Below are 16988 nucleotides of genomic sequence, written 5' to 3' on the forward strand. Positions count from 1 at the left end.
GCGGTCGATGGGGGGCCTACCGGCCGTCCCATCGGAAGCCGCTGACGGGCAGGATGGTGCCACCCCAGGCCCCACCACCCCCCAAGGAGTTCCCGTGGGCGCACCCACCACCCCGGCCACGACGGGCACGCCGGCCCGTCCGGCTCCAGGCGTCCCCCCTGCCGACCGGGCCCTGACGCGACCTCGCCGGCGGCTCCTGGCCGCCGCTGCGGCTCTGGTCGCGCTGGCCGCCGTCGGCGCCGGCAGCCTGCTCGACCTGCGCACCCCGGCACCGAAGCCGGCGGACGCGCCGGCGGGTGAGTTCAGCGCCAGCCGGGCGTACGAGGACGTCCAGGTGATCGCCGCCCGGACGCACGTCGCCGGCAGCCCGGCCAACGACCAGGTCCGCACGCACCTTGAGCAGCAGTTGCGCGGCCTGGGCCTGGAAACCGAGGTGCAGGACACCGTGGCACCGGAGGCCGGCCAGCTCAGCGGGGCGGCGGGCGGGGCGACAGTGGCCCGCGTACGCAACGTGGTGGCCCGGCTGCCCGGCACCGACTCGACCGGTCGGGTCTTCCTGGCCGCCCACTACGACTCGGTGCAGACCGGGCCGGGTGGCAACGACGACGCCGCCGGCACGTCGGCCATCCTGGAGGTGGCCCGCGCGCTGACCACCGGCCCCCGGCCACGCAACGACATCGTCTTCGTGCTCACCGACGCCGAGGAGGCGTGCCTGTGCGGCGCTGCGGCGTTCGCCAGCAGTCACCCGCTGGCCGCCGACGGCGGGGTGGTGCTCAACCTGGAGGCGCGGGGCTCCACCGGGCCGGTGATCATGTTCGAGACGTCCCGCAACAACGCGAAACTGGTGGACATCTTTGGCCGGGCCGCACCGCACCCGGTCGGCACCTCGTTCGCGGTGGAGATCTACCGGGCGCTGCCCAACGACACCGACTTCACAGCGTTCCTGGACCAGAAGTTCATCGGGCTGAACTCGGCGTACATCGACGGTGGCGCGATCTACCACACACCGTTGGACACGCCGGAGGCCATGGACCGGGGCAGCCTCCAACAGCACGGGGACAACGCGCTGGGCCTGGCCCGGGAGTTCGGCCGCACCGACCTGACCGAGCTGCGCTCCGGGCACGACGCGACCTACTTCCCGGTCCCCGGCGGCCTCGTCCGCTACCCGGGCACGCTCACCCTGCCACTGGCCCTGCTCGCGGTGGCGGCGGTCGCCGCGCTGGGCTGGCTGACCCGTCGGCAGGGCCGGGCCAGCATCGGCCGGCTCGCCGCCGGCTTCGGGCTGGCCCTGGTGCCGATCGTGGTCGCGCCGGTCGCCGCCCAGCTGCTCTGGCTTGCGATCACCGCGATCCGACCGGGGTACGCGGAGCTGCTCGACCCGTACCGGCCGATCTGGTACCGCCTGGCCGTCGTGGCGCTCGCCGCCGCCATTCTGTTCGCCTGGTACGCGCTGACCCGCCGCCGGATCGGCCCGGCCGCACTCGCGGTCGGCGGGCTGGCCTGGCTGGCGCTGCTCGGAGTGCTGCTCGCCGTGGCGGTGCCCGGCGGGGCGTACCTCACCACAGTGCCGGCGCTGGCCGGCGCCCTCGGTGGGCTGGTCGCGCTGCGTACCCGGCAGACCGGGCCGTGGCCGGTGGTGGCCGTGACCGCCGCCGCGGCCGTTGGTGTGGTCATCCTGCTGCCCACCGTGGTGCTGCTCTTCCCCGCGCTGGGGATGGGCATGGGCGGGGTTGCCGCGCTGGTCGCGGTGCTGCTCGGCCTGACCGCCCTGCCGGTGGTCGACCTGCTGCACCCGCAGGCCGGCGGCCAGCGCGGCCTGCTGGCACTGCGGGCCCGACGGCTCGGCGTGCTCCCGGCCGCCGCCACGGCCGTGGCGGCGGTGGTGCTCGCCGGGGTCGGGCTGGGCGTCGACCGCTTCGACGCCGACCATCCCGCGCCCACCCACCTGATGTACGCCATGGACGCCGGCACCGGCCAGGCCCGCTGGCTCAGCCACGAGAGTGACCCGCAGTCGTGGACGGACGGCTACGTGGACGGGACGGCCGACGTCGGCGACGACTTCCCCGGGCTCGGCGACAGTGAGCTGCGGGCCGGACCGGCACAGCCGGCGAACCTGCCGGCCCCGAAGCTGGACGTGGTGGCCGACGCCACGGCTGGTGGAGAACGCACGTTGCGACTGCGGCTCACCCCGCAGCGGGCCGCCCGGCTCGCCACCCTGCACGTCGACACGTCGACCGCCACCGTGCTGCGGGCCGAGGTCGCCGGACGGCCGGTGCCGGTGGAGCCCCGCGAGGGCAAGTGGGGCTTCGGTCTGGTGTTCCACGCCCCGCCCACCGAGGGCATCGAGGTCACGTTGACAGTACGGCCCATCGCCGGGCAGGTGGCGTTGCGGGCCATGGACGCCAGTGACGGGTTGGACGCGCTGCCCGGCTTCCGCGCCCGGCCGCCGGCCGTCGGCGTCGTCGGGTCGCACAGCTCCGAGATGCTGGCGGTCGCCCGCACCTATCCGATCTGACCCGAAGCGGCCCGGCGGAGTTCCTCCTCCGCCGGGCCGCCGCTCTTCGGCGTCAGTGCGGCGCGGCCGGGCCCAGGTCGCTGGGGTCGGTGTTGCCGCCGCAGACGATCACTGCCACCCGCTCCCCCGCCTGCGGCACGTACGCGCCGCCGACCAGCGCGGCCAACGCGGTGGCGCCACCGAACTCGGCGGCGACCCTCAGCTCCGACCAGAGCAGCCGACGCGCCCACACCAGGTCCTCGTCGCTGACCAGCACGGACACCACGCCGGTCCGGCTGGCGGTGTCGAACGCGATGTCGCCGATCCGGCGGGCGCCCAGCGAGTCCGTGGCGATGCCGCCCACCTCGATGTCGACCGGTCCACCCGCCTTCAGCGCGGAGTGCAGCGTGGGGATCTGCTCGGGCTCGACGGCGACGACACGTACCGACCCGTCGAACCAACTGGCGATGCCGGACACCAACCCGCCGCCGCCGACCGCCACCAGCACGGTGTCGATCCCGTCCACCTGCCGTTCCAGCTCCCGGCCGACGGTGCCCTGACCGGCCACCACCTCCGGCTGGTCGTACGCGTGCACGACCACCGCGCCGGTCTCGTCGGCCCGCTGGGTGCTCGCCGCCAACGCCTCGGCGTAGTGCTGGCCCACCTGCCGCACCTGGGCGCCCAGCCCGGCCAACCGCTGCACCTTCACCGGCGAGGAGGTCACCGGCACGAAGACCTCCGCCGGCACGCCCAGCGACCGGGCCGCGTACGCGACCGCGAGGCCATGGTTTCCGCCCGAAGCGGCGATCACCCCCGTCGGCGGCAGCGGCCCCTGGAGCATCCGGTTGAACGCGCCTCGCGGCTTGAACGAGCCGGTGTGCTGGTGCAACTCCAACTTTAGGCTGAGCCTCCCGGGCACGCCCAGGTCGGCGCCGTCGACTGCGATGACCGGGGTTTCCCGCACCCGCCCCTGCACCAACGCGGCCGCCGCCTCGACGTCGTTTCTGTTCACCATGGGAAACGCCCTTCACTACGACCGTCGTCGGTGAGCCATCCTATGGAGCTTCGCCGGCCATCCTTCGCCGATGCCCTCTGCGTCAGTGGCGGGGTCCGCCCACGTCAGCGCGGTGGATGGTCACCGGGGTCGGCGGCGCGTCGCAGCCGGCGGTGTTCGGCGGTCACCACCCCCAGCAGGGCCAGGTCGAGCGCGACCACGGCAACCGCACCGAACTGGTTGACAGTGAAGTTGAAAACCTGCCCGAACAGCAGGTTGACCAGCAGCGCGAGCTTGAAGAAGCGGAACGCCTCGGGCCGGTTCGGGCGCAGCAGCCACGCCGCCCGCAGGCTGAGCACCGCCGTGACCAGCGCAGTGGCGGTGACACCGACCACCGCACCCCACTCGCGCTCCTGGTCCAGCTCTCCGGTCACACCGTCCAGCAGCACCGCCACCATGATCAGCACCGGCTCCACCACCAGGTAGGCCACCACCAGCCAGACCAGCCAGCGCTGCCTTGTCGCCCAGACGGCGAGATGCCGGAATCGGTCCGCCGCGCGCTGCCAGAACCGGACCGGGGACGGTTCCCGCCGAGGCACCGTGTCCAGCAACTGCTCCATGGCCGCCTCGGTGGCCGGTCCGGCGCCCCGCACGAGACGCCGTACGTCCGCCCGGCGCCGGTCGGTCAGCCCGGCGGGCAGACCGCTGAGCACCATGTCCAGCGCGTTGGCGGTGCGCTCGGCCGAAGTCAGCCGGGACCGGCCGGTACGCCCGCGTACCGCCTGGGTGAGCAGGACGAGCAGGGCGAACGCGACGTAGATGATGGCGGCGGCCGGGGCGTAGAAGTAGTCGGTGCCGGTGGTGACGAACTTGCCCACCTCGTCGATGAACAGCCCGAACCCGACGCCGCCGACCACCGCCCCGGCGGTACGCGGCCATTCGCCGAGGAAGACCAGCGGGATCCCCAGGCCGACCGCGAGCAGCAGGCCGCCCCAGAGCACGTGCGCGATGTGCAGCCCACCGCCGCCGAGCTGCGGATAGTTGGTGGCCTCCAGGTATGCCCGCAAGGCCAGCACGGTGACCACACCGGAGAGCACGAACGCCTGCAGGTGGGACGCCGCCTCAACCGCACGGGTCGGCAGCCTGCGGGCCACCCACCCAAATCCGGGGCGGCGGCGCGGCGGTCCACTTGACGTGCCCCGAAACCTGGTAGCCACGCGGATCCCTGCCCTCGTTACTGCTCGTCGCCGCCATCATCTCGCTCGGATGACCGAGACCGCAGTCGCTAATCCACTCTCTTACCGAGGGAAAGACCGGCGTCGGTGTAGCCGTGCCGGCTGTAGAAGCGCACGGCATCGACGTTGCGGTGGTGGATGCCGGCCGACAAATACGTGATCCCCCGGCCGCTTGCCCACCGCTCGGCCGCCGCCAGCAACGCTGATCCGACGCCAAGTCCTCTGGCATCGGACAGCACAACCGTGTGCACCTGGGCCGACGGCTCAGGACGCAGGATCTGATGCTCGGGCGGGTCGGAATGCCGCAGCACCTCGACCATCCCGACGATCTGGCCGTCACGAGCCTCAGCAACGAGGACGCCATCTTGTCCGGCCTCGTCGGTCAGCATCGCGGTGAAGTGGCGCACTACCGCGTCACGTTGCGGAACGCGGTAAATGGCGGCGTCGAGAGCAAGGTGCGCTTGAGCGTTGGAGAGGCGCAACTCCACCAGCGAAGCAACGTCCGCCAAGCGCGCCGGCCGAACCGTCAGCGGTGACTCCTGCATCATCCCGATCCTAGGACCGGCGCGGCCACTCAGGCGTCCCAGCCGTGATCACCAGGACTGGAGATGGCGCGTCGATTGAATCTTACTTCGGAGCGGTCTATCTAAAGCACAGGCCGCTAATGCCGTTGCTACTTCCACCGGAAATGCACGAAGAGGCGGCCGAAGTTCTTCGAGTCCTTCTCCACGCGGTGGTAGAGCTGCTTGACGTCCTTCTGGTCGAGGAACCGCAGCACGCGCTTCTTGAGCTGACCGGACCCCTTGCCGGGGATGATCTCGACGAGGGTGGCCTTCTTCGCCACCGCCTCGTCCATGATCCCGCGCAACGCGCGGTCGATGTCCTGGCCCTTGTTGAAGATCTCGTGCAGGTCCAGCTTGAGCTTCATGCCGCAGTCCCCGGCCGGTCAGGTCCCATGCCCGCCATCCTAGGCACGTCCGGCACTCCACCCGCCGGACGACGGAGGGGCGGCCCCGGAGGACCGCCCCTGCCATGTCACCGTCCGCGCTCAGCGTGTGCCGCCCACCCGGGTCTCCACCCGCTCCAGCGCGATCCGGTAGTCGTCGTTGGTCGCGTACATCGCCGCGGCGATCCGCAGGTGCCGCAGCGCATCGTTGTGCCGGTTGAGCCGCTCCAGCGTCCGACCGAGCACGTGGTGCGAGTAGTGGTCGCTCGGGTCCCGGTCGACCAGCTCCCGCAGGTGCTCCTCGGCGCGGTTGAGCTGCGCCGACTGGAAGTACGCCCGGGCCAGCAACTGCCGTACTGCCGTGTTGCCGGGTTCGGCGTCGATGATCGGCTCCAGCAGTCGGGCCGCTCCGCTCGGGTCACCGGTTTCGAAGAACATGGTCGCCCGCCGGTAGTCCGCCAGAAGATCCATCTGCCCCACCCCCTCGGGTCGCACCGTCACCTGTTCCGACGCTGGCACAACACCGGGCGTTTGGCGACTGTTCCCGGCAGTCGCGATCGGGTCAGTTGCGACACCGACAAGGTCAGGTCCGGGCGTCCCGGCGACCGACGGACAGCTCCCACGCGCGGACACCGCCGACGATCCCGGCGGTGTTCGGCACCACCACCACGTCGTCGCCCATCCGGGCCAGCTGCTCGGGTCGGATCAGCCGGGAGTTGCCCCCTCCCAGGTAGAGCCGGTCCCAGCGGAACACCGGGCGGAGCCCGTCGACCACCTGCCGGATCCGGCGAGACCAGAAGGCGTCGCCGAGCCGCCGGCGTTCCGGCTCACCCACGTACGTGTCGTAGGTGGTGCCCCACCGCACCGGCGCGTGTGACAGCTCCAGGTGCGGTGCGAGGATCCCGCCGTCGAAGAGCGCGCTGCCCAGCCCGGTGCCCAGGGTCAGCACCAGCTCGCAGCCGGTGCCGGCGACCACCCCGGCGCCGTGCACCTCGGCGTCGTTGAGCACCAGCGCCGGCACCCCGAACGCGTCGGCCAGCGCGCCCCGCGCGTCCCAGCCGGACCACTCGGCGAGCAGATCCGGGTCGACGCGACTGCGGGGGCCGCTGCGGGTCACGTAGTGCGGCGTGGCGACCACCACCCCGTGCCGGATCATTCCGGGTACGCCGACGGTCAGGCGGTCCGCCGTCGGCAGGCGCCCGCCCAGATCGAGCAGGGTCCGGACGAAGAGCTCAGGCGGCAACGGGTACGGCGTGGGCACCCGCAACGGCCGGGCCCGCATCGTTCCCGCCTCGTCGAGCACGGAGGCCTTGATGCCTCCGCCGCCGCAGTCGATCGCGAGTGTGGTCACCACGTCGTTGAGTCTGCCCGCTGCCGGCCGCTCGTATGCGCGGGGCCGGATAGGCTGCCGTCCTGATGAGCGCCACGATGATCGTCAAGGACCTGGCAGCCGGGCACGGCGACCGCCCGCTTTTCGCCGGATTGGACCTGGTGGTCGCCCCCGGTGACGTGATCGGCCTGGTCGGGCCGAACGGGGCCGGCAAGTCGACGCTGCTGCGTACCCTCGCCGGATTGCTGCCGGTCGAGGCCGGCACCGTGCGACTCAGCCCGCCCTCCGCGAGCGTCGGGCACCTGCCGCAGGAGCCGGAACGGCGGCCGGGCGAGACGGTACGGGACTTCCTCGCCCGACGGACCGGGGTGACCGCCGCGCAGGCGGCGTTGGACGCGGCGACCGAGGCGTTGACCGCCGGGGCGGCGGGTGCTGACGACGCGTACGCCGACGCGTTGGAGCGCTGGCTCGCCCTCGGCGGCGCGGACCTGGACGAGCGCGCCGAGCAGGTGAGCGCCGACCTGGGCCTCGCGGTCGACCTGGACCACCCGACGACCGGGTTGTCCGGCGGTCAGGCGGCCCGGGCCGGGCTGGCGTCGCTGCTGCTCAGCCGCTACGACGTGTTCCTGCTCGACGAGCCGACCAACGACCTGGACCTGGCCGGGTTGGAGCGCCTGGAGGAGTTCGTCACGGGGCTGCGCGCCGGCACGGTGCTGGTCAGCCACGACCGCGAATTCCTCACCCGCACGGTGACCCGGATCCTGGAGTTGGACCTGCCCCAGCAGCAGGTGCACCACTACGGCGGTGGCTACGCGGCCTACCTGGAGGAGCGCGAGGTGGCGCGCCGACACGCCCGCGCGGACTTCGAGGAGTACGCCGACACCAAGTCCGGCCTGGAGGCGCGTGCCCGCACCCAGCGTGGGTGGATGGAGAAGGGCGTGAAGAACGCCCGCCGCAAGGCCACCGACAACGACAAGATCGGCCGCAAGTTCCGCAGTGAGTCGAGCGAGAAGCAGGCCGCCAAGGCCAAGCAGACCGAGCGGCTGATCGAACGGCTCGACGTGGTCGAGGAGCCGCGCAAGGAATGGGAGCTGCGGATGGAGATCGCCGCCGCCCCCCGCGCCGGCGCCGTCGTGGCCACGCTGCGAGGTGCTGTGGTACGCCGAGGCGGATTCACCTTCGGCCCGGTCGACCTCCAGATCGACTGGGCGGACCGGGTGGCGGTGACCGGGGCGAACGGCTCGGGCAAGTCCACCCTGCTGGCCGCGCTGCTGGGGCGGCTGCCGCTGGACGCGGGCACCGCCACACTCGGGCCCGGGGTGGTGATCGGCGAGGTGGACCAGGCCCGAGGGCTGTTCCTCGGCGACGCGCCGCTGATCGACGCGTTCCACGCGGCCGTACCCCACATGTCGCCGGCGGACGCGCGGACCCTGCTGGCCAAGTTCGGGCTGCGTTCGGCGCACGTGCCGCGACCGGCGGCCACCCTCTCCCCCGGCGAGCGGACCCGGGCGGCGCTGGCCCTGCTCCAGGGTCGCGGGGTCAACCTGCTGGTGCTCGACGAGCCCACCAACCACCTGGATCTGCCCGCCATCGAGCAGCTTGAGTCGGCGCTGGCCAGCTACCCCGGAACGCTGCTGCTGGTCACCCACGACCGGCGGATGCTGGCCGCGATCGAGACGAACCGGCGGCTCCGCGTCGACGGCGGGCGGATCGCCGAGGATTGATCCGTGCCGGCGGGCCAGCGCGGGGTGAGAATGACGCCATGCTCAAGTGGGAGTACGCCCTGCTGGTCCGCCGCCGCCAGGCCGCGACCAACGACCTCGGCTGGGAGGTCGTCTTCGTCTGGTACGGCCCGGACGGCTCGATGGTCGACGTGACGCCGTACGGCGACACCGCCCTGGCCCACCTGAACCGGGCCGGTGACCAGGGCTGGGAGTTGGTCGCGATGAGCGAGGACCCGTCCCTGCCCGGCAACAACGAGCTGCACCGCTATCACCTCAAGCGGCCGAAGCCCGCCGAGCCGCCGCCCCGCCAACGGATGCGCGGCGGTCGCCGTACCCTCTCGGGCTGACCCGAGCCAGCTGGCCGGCTGGGCTCCCGTGCCAGCGGTGGCTCCTTCGAGCGTGATGCCACACAGTCATCTTGATGCCTGTGTGGCATCACGACGATTGCCGTCCTGCCCCGCATCCCGCGACACGCCCATGGCCCGCCGCGCCGGAGCAGGCGACAACGCGGACGAGCAGGGCATACCGGGCGCGATTGCGGGTATCGCGCGGCGGGAGGTGGCCCGAATGGTCGCTTTGGCACTGACTCCGCCCTCGGCCGACCGGCTGCGGGCGATCGACGATTCCCTCGCCCAGGCATGGGCGGACCAGGCTCGACACGACGACCGGCTGCGGGGCCTCGCCGTGGAGGTGCGGTTCGACCGGGGGGTGGCCCATCTCAGCGGGGACGTCGCCGAACCGAGCCAGTTACGGCTGGTACGGGACCTGGTGGGCCGGCTGGCCGGCGTCTACGGCATCTGGTGCCGGGTCGGCATCGGTGGGCGGGCGCCGGTGGTCGTGGACCTCGGTTGCGGGCCGACCAAGCAGTGGTCGAGCAACCTGGGGCTGGACATCTATCCGGCGCCGGGGGTGAACGCGGTCGCGGACCTGTCCGGCTCGCTGCCACTCGCGGACAACTCGGTGGACGTCCTGTTCGCGGTGCACATCCTGGAGCACCTGATCGACTTCCTGCCGCTGGTGGACGAGTGTCACCGGGTGCTCCGCCCGGGTGGCGTGCTGCACGTGATGAGTCCCTGGTGGGGGCACGTGAACGCGGTGGCCGACCCGACCCACGTCCGGCTGATGGACGTGCAGACGTTCAAGGGGATCTGCCAGGGCCGCCCACCGGGCACCCCACGGTGGTATCCCCTGCACGCCGGCTGCGACGGCGCCTCGATCTTCGCCGACCTGACTCCGCTCCCACCGGACGCCGACACCGCCCCGAAGTCCCACCTGGCCCGCTTCTTCGACTGACCGGCCCGGCGACCGGCTTACTGGGTCCGGGTGGATTCGCGGATTTCCAGGCGGTAGGGGGCGGAGACCTCCTTCGCCGGCGCCGTGCGGTCGCCGTCCAGGCGGTTGGCCAGGAGTTCGACCGCCAGTTGGGCGATCTTCTCCTTGTCCGGGGCGACGGTGCTCAGGGTGGGGATGGAGAACCGGCCGTCCTCGATGTCGTCGAAGCCGACCACCGCCACGTCCTCGGGCACCCGCAGACCCGCCTCGTGCAGGGCGCGTAGGGCACCCAGGGCGAGCGTGTCGTTGAAGCAGAAGACGGCGTCGGGGCGTACGCCGGAGGTGAGCAGGCCCTGCATGGCGGCCGCGCCGTCGGCGCGGTGCCAGGCCGACGCGGGCGCCACCAGGGTTTCGTCGTAGTCGAGCCCGGCGGCGCGCAGCGCGTCGGCGTAGCCGGCCAGGCGCAGCCGGGCGCTGGCGCCCTCGTCGGTGCGCTGGGAGCCGATGGCGGCGATCCGGCGGTGGCCGAGCTGAATCAGGTGAGCGGTGATCTCCCGGGCCGCGGTCACGTTGTCGATCACCACTCGGTCGGCGGGGCCGTGTTCGACCCGCTCGCCGAGCAGCACCATGGGTGTGCCGTCCAGGCCGGCCAGGTCCTCAGCGGTCAGCGCCAACGGGCTGAAGATGAGCCCGTCGATCAGGTGGTCGGTGATGCCGGAGGCGACCACCCGTTCCTGCTCGCGCCGACCGCCGGTCTGGTCGATCAGCACCGTCCAGCCGTAGGCGGCGGCGGCGTTGACCACGTAGCGGGCCAGCTCGGCGAAGTACGGGATGTCGAGTTCCGGAACGGCCAGCGCGATCACGCCGGTGCGGCCCTTGCGCAGGTGGCGGGCCGAGAGGTTGGGCCGGTAGTTGAGTTCGGCGATCGCCTCCTCGACGCGGGCACGGGTGTCCGGGCGAACGTGCACGTAGCCGTTGACGACGTTGGAGACGGTCTTCACCGACACCCCGGCCCGTTCAGCCACGTCCTTGAGCCTGTGTCGCACTCCGCAACCTCCCCGATGTAACCCAGCGCACCATACCTCGTCATCAGCTCTTTACAACGTTGCCTACAACGTTGTAGAAACGATGGACACCGGGTGAACGGTGACCGCGCTCACCCGGCATCGGCACGAGGAAAGGTGGCACCCCCTTGCGGACCGCGCAGCTGACGATCGACCCCGCCTTCTCCATCGGCCCGGCCGACCGACGCCTCTTCGGCTCATTCGTCGAGCACATGGGGCGGTGCGTCTACGGCGGCATCTACGAGCCCGGCCACCCCAGCGCCGACTCCCGGGGCCTGCGCCGCGACGTGCTGGACCTGACCCGTGAGCTGGGCGTCTCGGTGGTCCGCTACCCGGGCGGCAACTTCGTCTCCGGCTACCGCTGGGAGGACGGGGTCGGCCCCGTCGGCAACCGGCCCCGCCGACTCGACCTGGCCTGGAAGACGATCGAGACCAACGCCTTCGGGCTGGACGAGTTCATGACCTGGGCCGCCGAGGCCGGCGTCGAACCGATGATGGCGGTCAACCTCGGCACCCGCGGGGTCCAGGAGGCACTGGACCTGCTGGAGTACGCCAACCACCCGGGCGGCACGGAGCTCTCCGACCTGCGGCGCAAGCACGGCGCCGAGGACCCGTACGGGGTGCGGCTGTGGTGCCTGGGCAACGAGATGGACGGCCCGTGGCAGGTCGGCCACAAGACCGCCGACGAGTACGGGCGCGTCGCCGCCGAGGCCGCCCGCGCGATGAAGATGATCGACCCGTCGATCAGCCTGATCGCCTGCGGCAGCTCCAACCGGCGGATGCCCACCTTCGCCTCCTGGGAGGCGACGGTGCTGGAGCACACCTACGAGCACGTCGACTACATCTCGGCGCACACCTACTACGACCCGTCCGACGGCGACCAGGCCAGCATCCTGGCCTCGGCCGTCGACATGGACAACTTCATCACCGAGGTCGTCGCGACCGCCGACCACGTGGCCGCCAAGCAGCGGCACAAGCGCAAGCTGAAGATCTCCTTCGACGAGTGGAACGTCTGGTACGAGTCCCGCCTCCAGGCCGACCTGGACCGGCGCGGCTGGGTCGAGGCTCCGGCGCTGATCGAGGACGACTTCACAGCGGTCGACGCGGTGGTCGTCGGCGACCTGCTGATCACCCTGCTCCGCCACGCGGACCGGGTCGGGGTGGCCGCGCAGGCCCAGCTCGCCAACGTGATCGCGCCGATCCGCACCCGCAACGGCGGCCCGGCCTGGCGGCAGAGCATCTTCCACCCGTTCGCACTGACCGCCCGGTACGCCCGGGGCACCGTGCTGCGCACCGACCCGGTGTCGCCGCGCTACGACACGAAGAAGTACGGGGACGTGCCGGTGCTCGACACCGTCGCCGTGCACGACGAGGAGACCGGCGAGTTGACCATCTTCGCGGTCAACCGGGGCTCCACCGATCTCCCGCTGGAGATCGATCTGCGCGGGCTGCCGGGTATGTCCGGCCTGTCCTTCCAGAGCATCGCTGCCGGGTCTGACCCGTCGGCGACGAACACCGAGGCCGAGCCCGACCGGGTGACTCCTCGGGACCTGCCCACCCCCACCCCCGACGGCGGCCGGTGCACAGTGCGCCTGCCCGCCGTGTCCTGGAGCGTGCTCCGCTTCGGCCCGGCCAACGCGTAGGTGTCACACCGGTTCTGAGCAGGCACAATTCATCCGTCCCCCACAAGGAGAGATAAAGCATGATCCAGAACGACATGAGCCGGCGTCGCCTGCTCGGCCTCGGTCTCGGACTCGGCGCCGCGGCCTCGCTGACCCTCGCGGGCTGCGGTGGCGGCGACGACAGCGCCTCCGGCCCGGCCGCGGGCAACGGGGGCAAGGAGTACACCGGCCCCAAGGTGGACCTGAAGCTGTGGAACGGCTTCACCGGCGGTGACGGCGAGATCTTCAAGACGCTGGTCAACCAGTTCAACACCGAGCACAAGAACATCGCCGTGTCGGTGGCCACGTACCAGTGGGAGGACTACTACAACAAGCTCCCCGGCGCGGCCTCCAGCGGCAACGGCCCGGACATCGCGGTCATGCACATGGACCAGCTCGCCACCTTCGCCGCCCGCGGCGTGATCACCGAGCTGGACGACGTCGCCAAGAACCTGGAGCTCGCCGAGGGCGACTTCGCCCCCACCGTGTGGAAGGGCGGGCTCTACAACAACAAGCGGTACGGCATCCCGCTGGACATGCATCCGCTGGGCTTCTACTACAACAAGTCCGTCATGCAGAAGGCCGGCCTGGACCCGAACAAGCCGCCGACGACGAAGGACGACTACGTCGCCGCGCTGACCGAGCTGAAGAAGGCCGGCATCCAGGGCTTCTGGGTCAGCCCGTTCCAGTTCACCGGCGGCATGACCTTCTACTCGCTGCTCAACCAGTGGGGCGCCACCCTGTTCGACGCCGAGGTCGCCAAGGCCACCTTCAACTCGGACCCGGCGGTCGAGGCGTGCACCTGGCTGGTCGACATGATCAAGCAGGGCTTCTCGCCGGCCAACGTCGGTCAGGACGCCGACTACCTGTCGTTCAAGAGCGGCAAGAACGCCTTCACCTGGAACGGCATCTGGCAGATCAACGATCTGAAGAAGAGCCCCGAGGTGCAGTGGGGCGTCGCCCCGCTCCCCCAGATCGGCAGCAAGCCGGCGGCCTGGGCCAACTCGCACAACTTCACCATCGTGAAGCAGCGGGCCAACGACGCCAACAAGGTCTCCGGTGCCAAGGTCTTCATCAACTGGCTCAGCGAGCACTCGCTGGACTGGGCGAAGGGCGGCCAGATCCCGGCCCGTAAGGCCGTCCGCGAGGGCGCCGAGTTCAAGGCGCTGCCGGAGATCTCGTCGCTCGCCCCCGAGCTGGAGTACGCGGCGTTCCCGCCGGCGGCCCCGGGTCTCGGCGAGGTCATGACCACCTTCTACAACTCCTTCAACGAGGCGGCGCTGGGCAAGAAGTCGCCCAAGCAGGCGCTGGACGACGGTGTGGCGAAGGCCAACAAGCAGCTCGAGGACAACCGCAAGAAGTACGGGAGCTGATAACCCGTGGCGGACGTGATCGAGGTCGGGGCGGCGCGCGGTGACGCGCCGCCCCCGGCGGCCAAGGCAGCCCGTCGGGCCGCCTCGGCGGGTCGGACCGGACGGGCGACGCCATATCTGTTCCTCGCCCCCTACCTGGTCCTGTTCGGGGTGTTCGGCCTGCTGCCGATCATCCTCGGTCTCTGGCTGAGCGTGCACCAGTGGGACTTCCAGCTGCCCAACCGGCCGTTCGTCGGGTTGGACAACTACAAGCAGCTCTTCTCCAGCGACTCCGCCGTCTACGGCGACTGGTGGCAGAGCATCCGGGCCACCGCGATCTTCACTGTGCTGTCGGTGCCGCTGCTGGTGGTCGTACCGCTGGGGTTGGCGCTGCTGCTCAACCGGTCCTTCCCGGGCCGGACGTTCTTCCGGGCGATCTACTTCGCTCCGTACGTGCTGGGTGTCGCGGTGATCGGCCTGCTCTGGCGGTTTCTGCTCGACGCCAACCTGGGCCTGGTCAACCGGCTCCTCGGCGTGGTCGGGCTGCCGTCGGACACCCCCTGGGTGACGAACATGCCGTGGGCGTGGATCTCGCTGGTAGGGGTGACCGTGTGGTGGACCTCCGGCTTCAACGCGGTGATCTACCTGGCCGGCCTCCAGGACATCTCGCCGGAGCTGTACGAGGCGGCCCGGATGGACGGCGCGAACGCGTGGCAGCGGTTCCGCAACGTCACGCTGCCCGGGCTGCGGCCGGTGCTGCTCTTCGTGATCACGACGACAGTGCTCGCCTCGGCAAACATGTTCGGCCAGTCGTTCCTGATCACCCAGGGGACGCCCGGCACGGAGACCCGCACTGTGGTGTGGTTCATCGTCGAGGAGGGCCTGCGCAACAACAACGCCGGTCGTGCCGCCGCAATGAGCATCGTGTTCGCCCTGCTGCTGGCGGTCGTGAGCATCGCCAACTTCCGCCTCTTCCGCTACAAGGAAGACTGAGGGGACCGCCATGACGACGCCCACGCCGACCACCGACGGCTCCGCACCGGGGCTGCGTCGGGTCGGGCTCTACGCCACCCTGGTCGCCCTGGCCCTGATCTTCCTGGTCCCGCTGGTGTGGATGGTCATCACCTCGCTGAAGACCTACACGGCCGCCCAGCAGATCCCACCGAGCTGGCTGCCGAACCCGCTCGCCGGGTACGGCTACGAGCAGATCCTCAACAACTCGGCGAACCCGGTGCTGCGCTGGTTCCTCAACAGCATGGTGGCCGCCACGCTGCACTCGGCGTTGGTGCTGGTGACCGCCTCGATGGCCGCGTACTCCCTGGCCCGGCTGAAGTTCCGGGGTCGTGGGGTGACCTTCGCACTGATCGTCGGGACGCTGTTCATCCCGCCGACCTCGCTGATCATCCCGAACTTCCTGATCGTCGACCAGCTCAACTGGATCGACACCCTCGCCGTGGTCGTTGTGCCCGGCGCGGCCAGCGCGTTCGGGGTGTTCTTCCTGCGGCAGTTCTTCCTCTCCCTGCCGAACGAACTGGAGGAGGCCGCCACGCTGGACGGCGCCAACCAGTGGCAGATCTTCTACAAGGTGGTGCTGCCGCTGTCCAGGCCGGCGCTGGCCACCCTGGCCGTGCTGTCGTTCCTCACCAACTGGAACGACTTCCTCTGGCCGATCTTCGTGCTGTTCAGCCCGGAGAATCTCACCCTTCCGCCGGGCCTGGGCCTGCTCCAGGGCTCGTACGTCACCGACTACCCGGTGATCATGGCGGGCGCGGTGCTGGCCAGCCTGCCGGTGCTGATCCTCTTCGTGCTGGCCCAGCGGCACATCATCCAGGGTGTCTCCCGCAGCGGTCTGAAGGGATGACGCGTACGACCGCCCGGCGACGTGGCGCGGCGGCGATCGTTCTCGCCGCCGCGTTGCTCGTCGCGGGCTGCTCCGACGGCACCGAACCCACCCCCACGAGCAGCGGGAGCGATTCCAGCGTGTTCACCAACCCGGTCGTGAAGACCGACGCCCCGGACCCGCAGGCGATCCAGGTGGGCGACACCTGGTACCTGTTCCACACCAACTCCGGCGGCCGCAACGTCCCGGTGCTCACCTCGACCGACCTGGTCGACTGGACCGAGGCCGGGGATGCCCTGCCGACGCTGCCGGACTGGGCGGACGCCGGGAAGACCTGGGCACCTGAGGCGATCCAGCTCGCACCGGACCGGTTCCTGCTCTACTACACGGTCGCCGGCCGGGAGTCCGGCCGGCAGTGCGTCGGACGGGCGGTGGCCAGCGCGCCGCAGGGGCCGTACTCCGACGACGCGGCCGGCCCGCTGATCTGCCAGGCCGACCTGGGCGGGGCGATCGACGCCAGCCCGTACCGGGACACCGACGGCAGCCTGTGGCTGCTGTGGAAGAACGACGGCAACGCGATCGGGGTGGACACCTGGCTGTGGTCGCAGCGCCTCGCCGACGACGGCCTGACCCTCGTCGGTGAGCCGACGAAGCTGCTGAAGCAGACCGAGCCGTGGGAGGGCACTCTGATCGAGGGGCCGTTCTTCCACCGTCAGGACGGTCGGCTGCTGCTCTTCTTCGCCGCCAACGCGTACGACCGGGCGGAGTACGCCGAGGGCTACGCGGTCTGCGAGGGCCCGGCCGGCCCGTGCGTGAAGGCAGGCGAGAACCCGATCCTGAAGAGCAACGAGGTGGCCTCGGGCCCCGGCCACGCGTCGATGGTGGTCAAGGACGGGCGGACCTGGCTGCTGTACCACGCCTGGCCGCCGGGCCAGGAGGGCAGCACCGACCCGGGTCGGCAGGTGTGGCTCGACGAGGTGACCTGGGCCGACGGCAAGCCGGTCGTCAAGGGCCCGACGGCCACGCCGCAACCCCGCCCCTGAGCTGGCCGTGCGGAAGGGTCCCGAAGCTGGGGC

16 protein-coding genes are annotated in these 16988 nt (G+C 71.1%); 9 read left to right on the forward strand and 7 right to left on the reverse strand.

What is annotated here, in order from left to right:
* Positions 1-94: 94 nt before the first annotated feature.
* Positions 95-2515, forward strand: a complete 2421-nt coding sequence (locus FBZ33_RS27980) for a M28 family peptidase (protein ID WP_370453054.1) — start codon at positions 95-97, stop codon at positions 2513-2515.
* A 52-nt stretch (positions 2516-2567) separates the two neighbouring features.
* Here FBZ33_RS27980 and FBZ33_RS27985 read toward each other — a convergent pair whose 3' ends face one another.
* The 6 genes from FBZ33_RS27985 to FBZ33_RS28010 form a co-directional block, all read right to left on the reverse strand.
* Complete coding sequence (locus FBZ33_RS27985; protein WP_141911271.1) at positions 2568-3509, reverse strand: threonine/serine dehydratase; 942 nt, start codon at positions 3507-3509, stop codon at positions 2568-2570.
* A gap of 104 nt (positions 3510-3613) precedes the next feature.
* Positions 3614-4630, reverse strand: coding sequence for a hypothetical protein (locus FBZ33_RS27990; RefSeq protein WP_141912990.1), 1017 nt, complete (start codon positions 4628-4630; stop codon positions 3614-3616).
* 143 nt (positions 4631-4773) lie between these two features.
* Positions 4774-5268, reverse strand: coding sequence for a GNAT family N-acetyltransferase (locus tag FBZ33_RS27995; RefSeq protein WP_185755427.1), 495 nt, complete (start codon positions 5266-5268; stop codon positions 4774-4776).
* Between the two features lie 128 nt (positions 5269-5396).
* Positions 5397-5651 carry a Smr/MutS family protein gene (locus FBZ33_RS28000; RefSeq protein WP_007465523.1) on the reverse strand — a complete coding sequence of 85 codons (255 nt, stop codon included), beginning with the start codon at positions 5649-5651 and terminating at the stop codon, positions 5397-5399.
* Between the two features lie 120 nt (positions 5652-5771).
* Complete coding sequence (locus FBZ33_RS28005) at positions 5772-6140, reverse strand: M48 family metallopeptidase (RefSeq protein ID WP_099848795.1); 369 nt, start codon at positions 6138-6140, stop codon at positions 5772-5774.
* A gap of 112 nt (positions 6141-6252) precedes the next feature.
* Positions 6253-7023 (reverse strand): ROK family protein, encoded by a 771-nt coding sequence (locus FBZ33_RS28010; RefSeq protein ID WP_141911274.1) that lies wholly within the window; start codon positions 7021-7023, stop codon positions 6253-6255.
* 62 nt (positions 7024-7085) lie between these two features.
* Here FBZ33_RS28010 and FBZ33_RS28015 point away from each other — a divergent pair, with 62 nt between their 5' ends.
* The 3 genes from FBZ33_RS28015 to FBZ33_RS28025 all read left to right on the forward strand — a co-directional run bounded on the left by FBZ33_RS28015 (position 7086) and on the right by FBZ33_RS28025 (position 10016).
* The gene (locus tag FBZ33_RS28015; RefSeq protein ID WP_141911276.1) at positions 7086-8723 is read left to right on the forward strand and encodes an ABC-F family ATP-binding cassette domain-containing protein; all 1638 of its coding nucleotides are present in this window, start codon (positions 7086-7088) and stop codon (positions 8721-8723) included.
* A gap of 38 nt (positions 8724-8761) precedes the next feature.
* On the forward strand, positions 8762-9070 hold the full coding sequence (locus FBZ33_RS28020) for a hypothetical protein (protein WP_088950315.1): 309 nt from the start codon (positions 8762-8764) through the stop codon (positions 9068-9070).
* A 220-nt stretch (positions 9071-9290) separates the two neighbouring features.
* The gene (locus FBZ33_RS28025; RefSeq protein WP_088950316.1) at positions 9291-10016 is read left to right on the forward strand and encodes a methyltransferase domain-containing protein; all 726 of its coding nucleotides are present in this window, start codon (positions 9291-9293) and stop codon (positions 10014-10016) included.
* 17 nt (positions 10017-10033) lie between these two features.
* Here the strand turns inward: FBZ33_RS28025 and FBZ33_RS28030 are convergent, their stop codons facing one another.
* On the reverse strand, positions 10034-11041 hold the full coding sequence (locus FBZ33_RS28030) for a LacI family DNA-binding transcriptional regulator (RefSeq protein ID WP_141911278.1): 1008 nt from the start codon (positions 11039-11041) through the stop codon (positions 10034-10036).
* Between the two features lie 146 nt (positions 11042-11187).
* Here FBZ33_RS28030 and FBZ33_RS28035 point away from each other — a divergent pair, with 146 nt between their 5' ends.
* Genes FBZ33_RS28035 through FBZ33_RS28055 form a run of 5 tightly spaced genes read left to right on the forward strand, consistent with a single transcriptional unit; the run spans position 11188 to position 16955 of the window.
* Positions 11188-12702: an alpha-N-arabinofuranosidase gene (locus tag FBZ33_RS28035; protein ID WP_141911280.1), complete on the forward strand. Its 1515-nt coding sequence runs from the start codon at positions 11188-11190 to the stop codon at positions 12700-12702.
* A gap of 59 nt (positions 12703-12761) precedes the next feature.
* Entirely contained in the window at positions 12762-14093 is a 1332-nt protein-coding gene (locus tag FBZ33_RS28040) for an ABC transporter substrate-binding protein (protein WP_088950319.1), read from the forward strand.
* Positions 14094-14099: 6 nt separating this feature from the next.
* Entirely contained in the window at positions 14100-15065 is a 966-nt protein-coding gene (locus FBZ33_RS28045; protein WP_141911281.1) for a carbohydrate ABC transporter permease, read from the forward strand.
* A gap of 10 nt (positions 15066-15075) precedes the next feature.
* Complete coding sequence (locus FBZ33_RS28050; protein WP_172862114.1) at positions 15076-15933, forward strand: carbohydrate ABC transporter permease; 858 nt, start codon at positions 15076-15078, stop codon at positions 15931-15933.
* Positions 15930-16955, forward strand: a complete 1026-nt coding sequence (locus FBZ33_RS28055) for a glycoside hydrolase family 43 protein (protein WP_141911283.1) — start codon at positions 15930-15932, stop codon at positions 16953-16955. Before FBZ33_RS28050 ends, FBZ33_RS28055 begins: the two co-directional genes overlap by 4 nt.
* Positions 16956-16988 lie beyond the last annotated feature (33 nt).

The organism is Micromonospora sp. A202 (assembly GCF_006715105.1).
Classification (GTDB): Bacteria; Actinomycetota; Actinomycetes; order Mycobacteriales; family Micromonosporaceae; genus Micromonospora; species Micromonospora zamorensis.

Excerpts from the sequence above, each read along its gene's own strand:
- FBZ33_RS27985 (WP_141911271.1), bottom strand. The coding sequence starts at position 3,509 with ATGGTGAACAGAAACGACGTCGAGGCGGCGGCCGCGTTGGTGCAGGGG.
- FBZ33_RS28040 (WP_088950319.1), top strand. The coding sequence starts at position 12,762 with ATGATCCAGAACGACATGAGCCGGCGTCGCCTGCTCGGCCTCGGTCTC.
- FBZ33_RS28015 (WP_141911276.1), top strand. The coding sequence starts at position 7,086 with ATGAGCGCCACGATGATCGTCAAGGACCTGGCAGCCGGGCACGGCGAC.
- FBZ33_RS28050 (WP_172862114.1), top strand. The coding sequence starts at position 15,076 with ATGACGACGCCCACGCCGACCACCGACGGCTCCGCACCGGGGCTGCGT.
- FBZ33_RS28020 (WP_088950315.1), top strand. The coding sequence starts at position 8,762 with ATGCTCAAGTGGGAGTACGCCCTGCTGGTCCGCCGCCGCCAGGCCGCG.
- FBZ33_RS27995 (WP_185755427.1), bottom strand. The coding sequence starts at position 5,268 with ATGCAGGAGTCACCGCTGACGGTTCGGCCGGCGCGCTTGGCGGACGTT.
- FBZ33_RS28005 (WP_099848795.1), bottom strand. The coding sequence starts at position 6,140 with ATGGATCTTCTGGCGGACTACCGGCGGGCGACCATGTTCTTCGAAACC.
- FBZ33_RS28000 (WP_007465523.1), bottom strand. The coding sequence starts at position 5,651 with ATGAAGCTCAAGCTGGACCTGCACGAGATCTTCAACAAGGGCCAGGAC.
- FBZ33_RS28055 (WP_141911283.1), top strand. The coding sequence starts at position 15,930 with ATGACGCGTACGACCGCCCGGCGACGTGGCGCGGCGGCGATCGTTCTC.
- FBZ33_RS28025 (WP_088950316.1), top strand. The coding sequence starts at position 9,291 with ATGGTCGCTTTGGCACTGACTCCGCCCTCGGCCGACCGGCTGCGGGCG.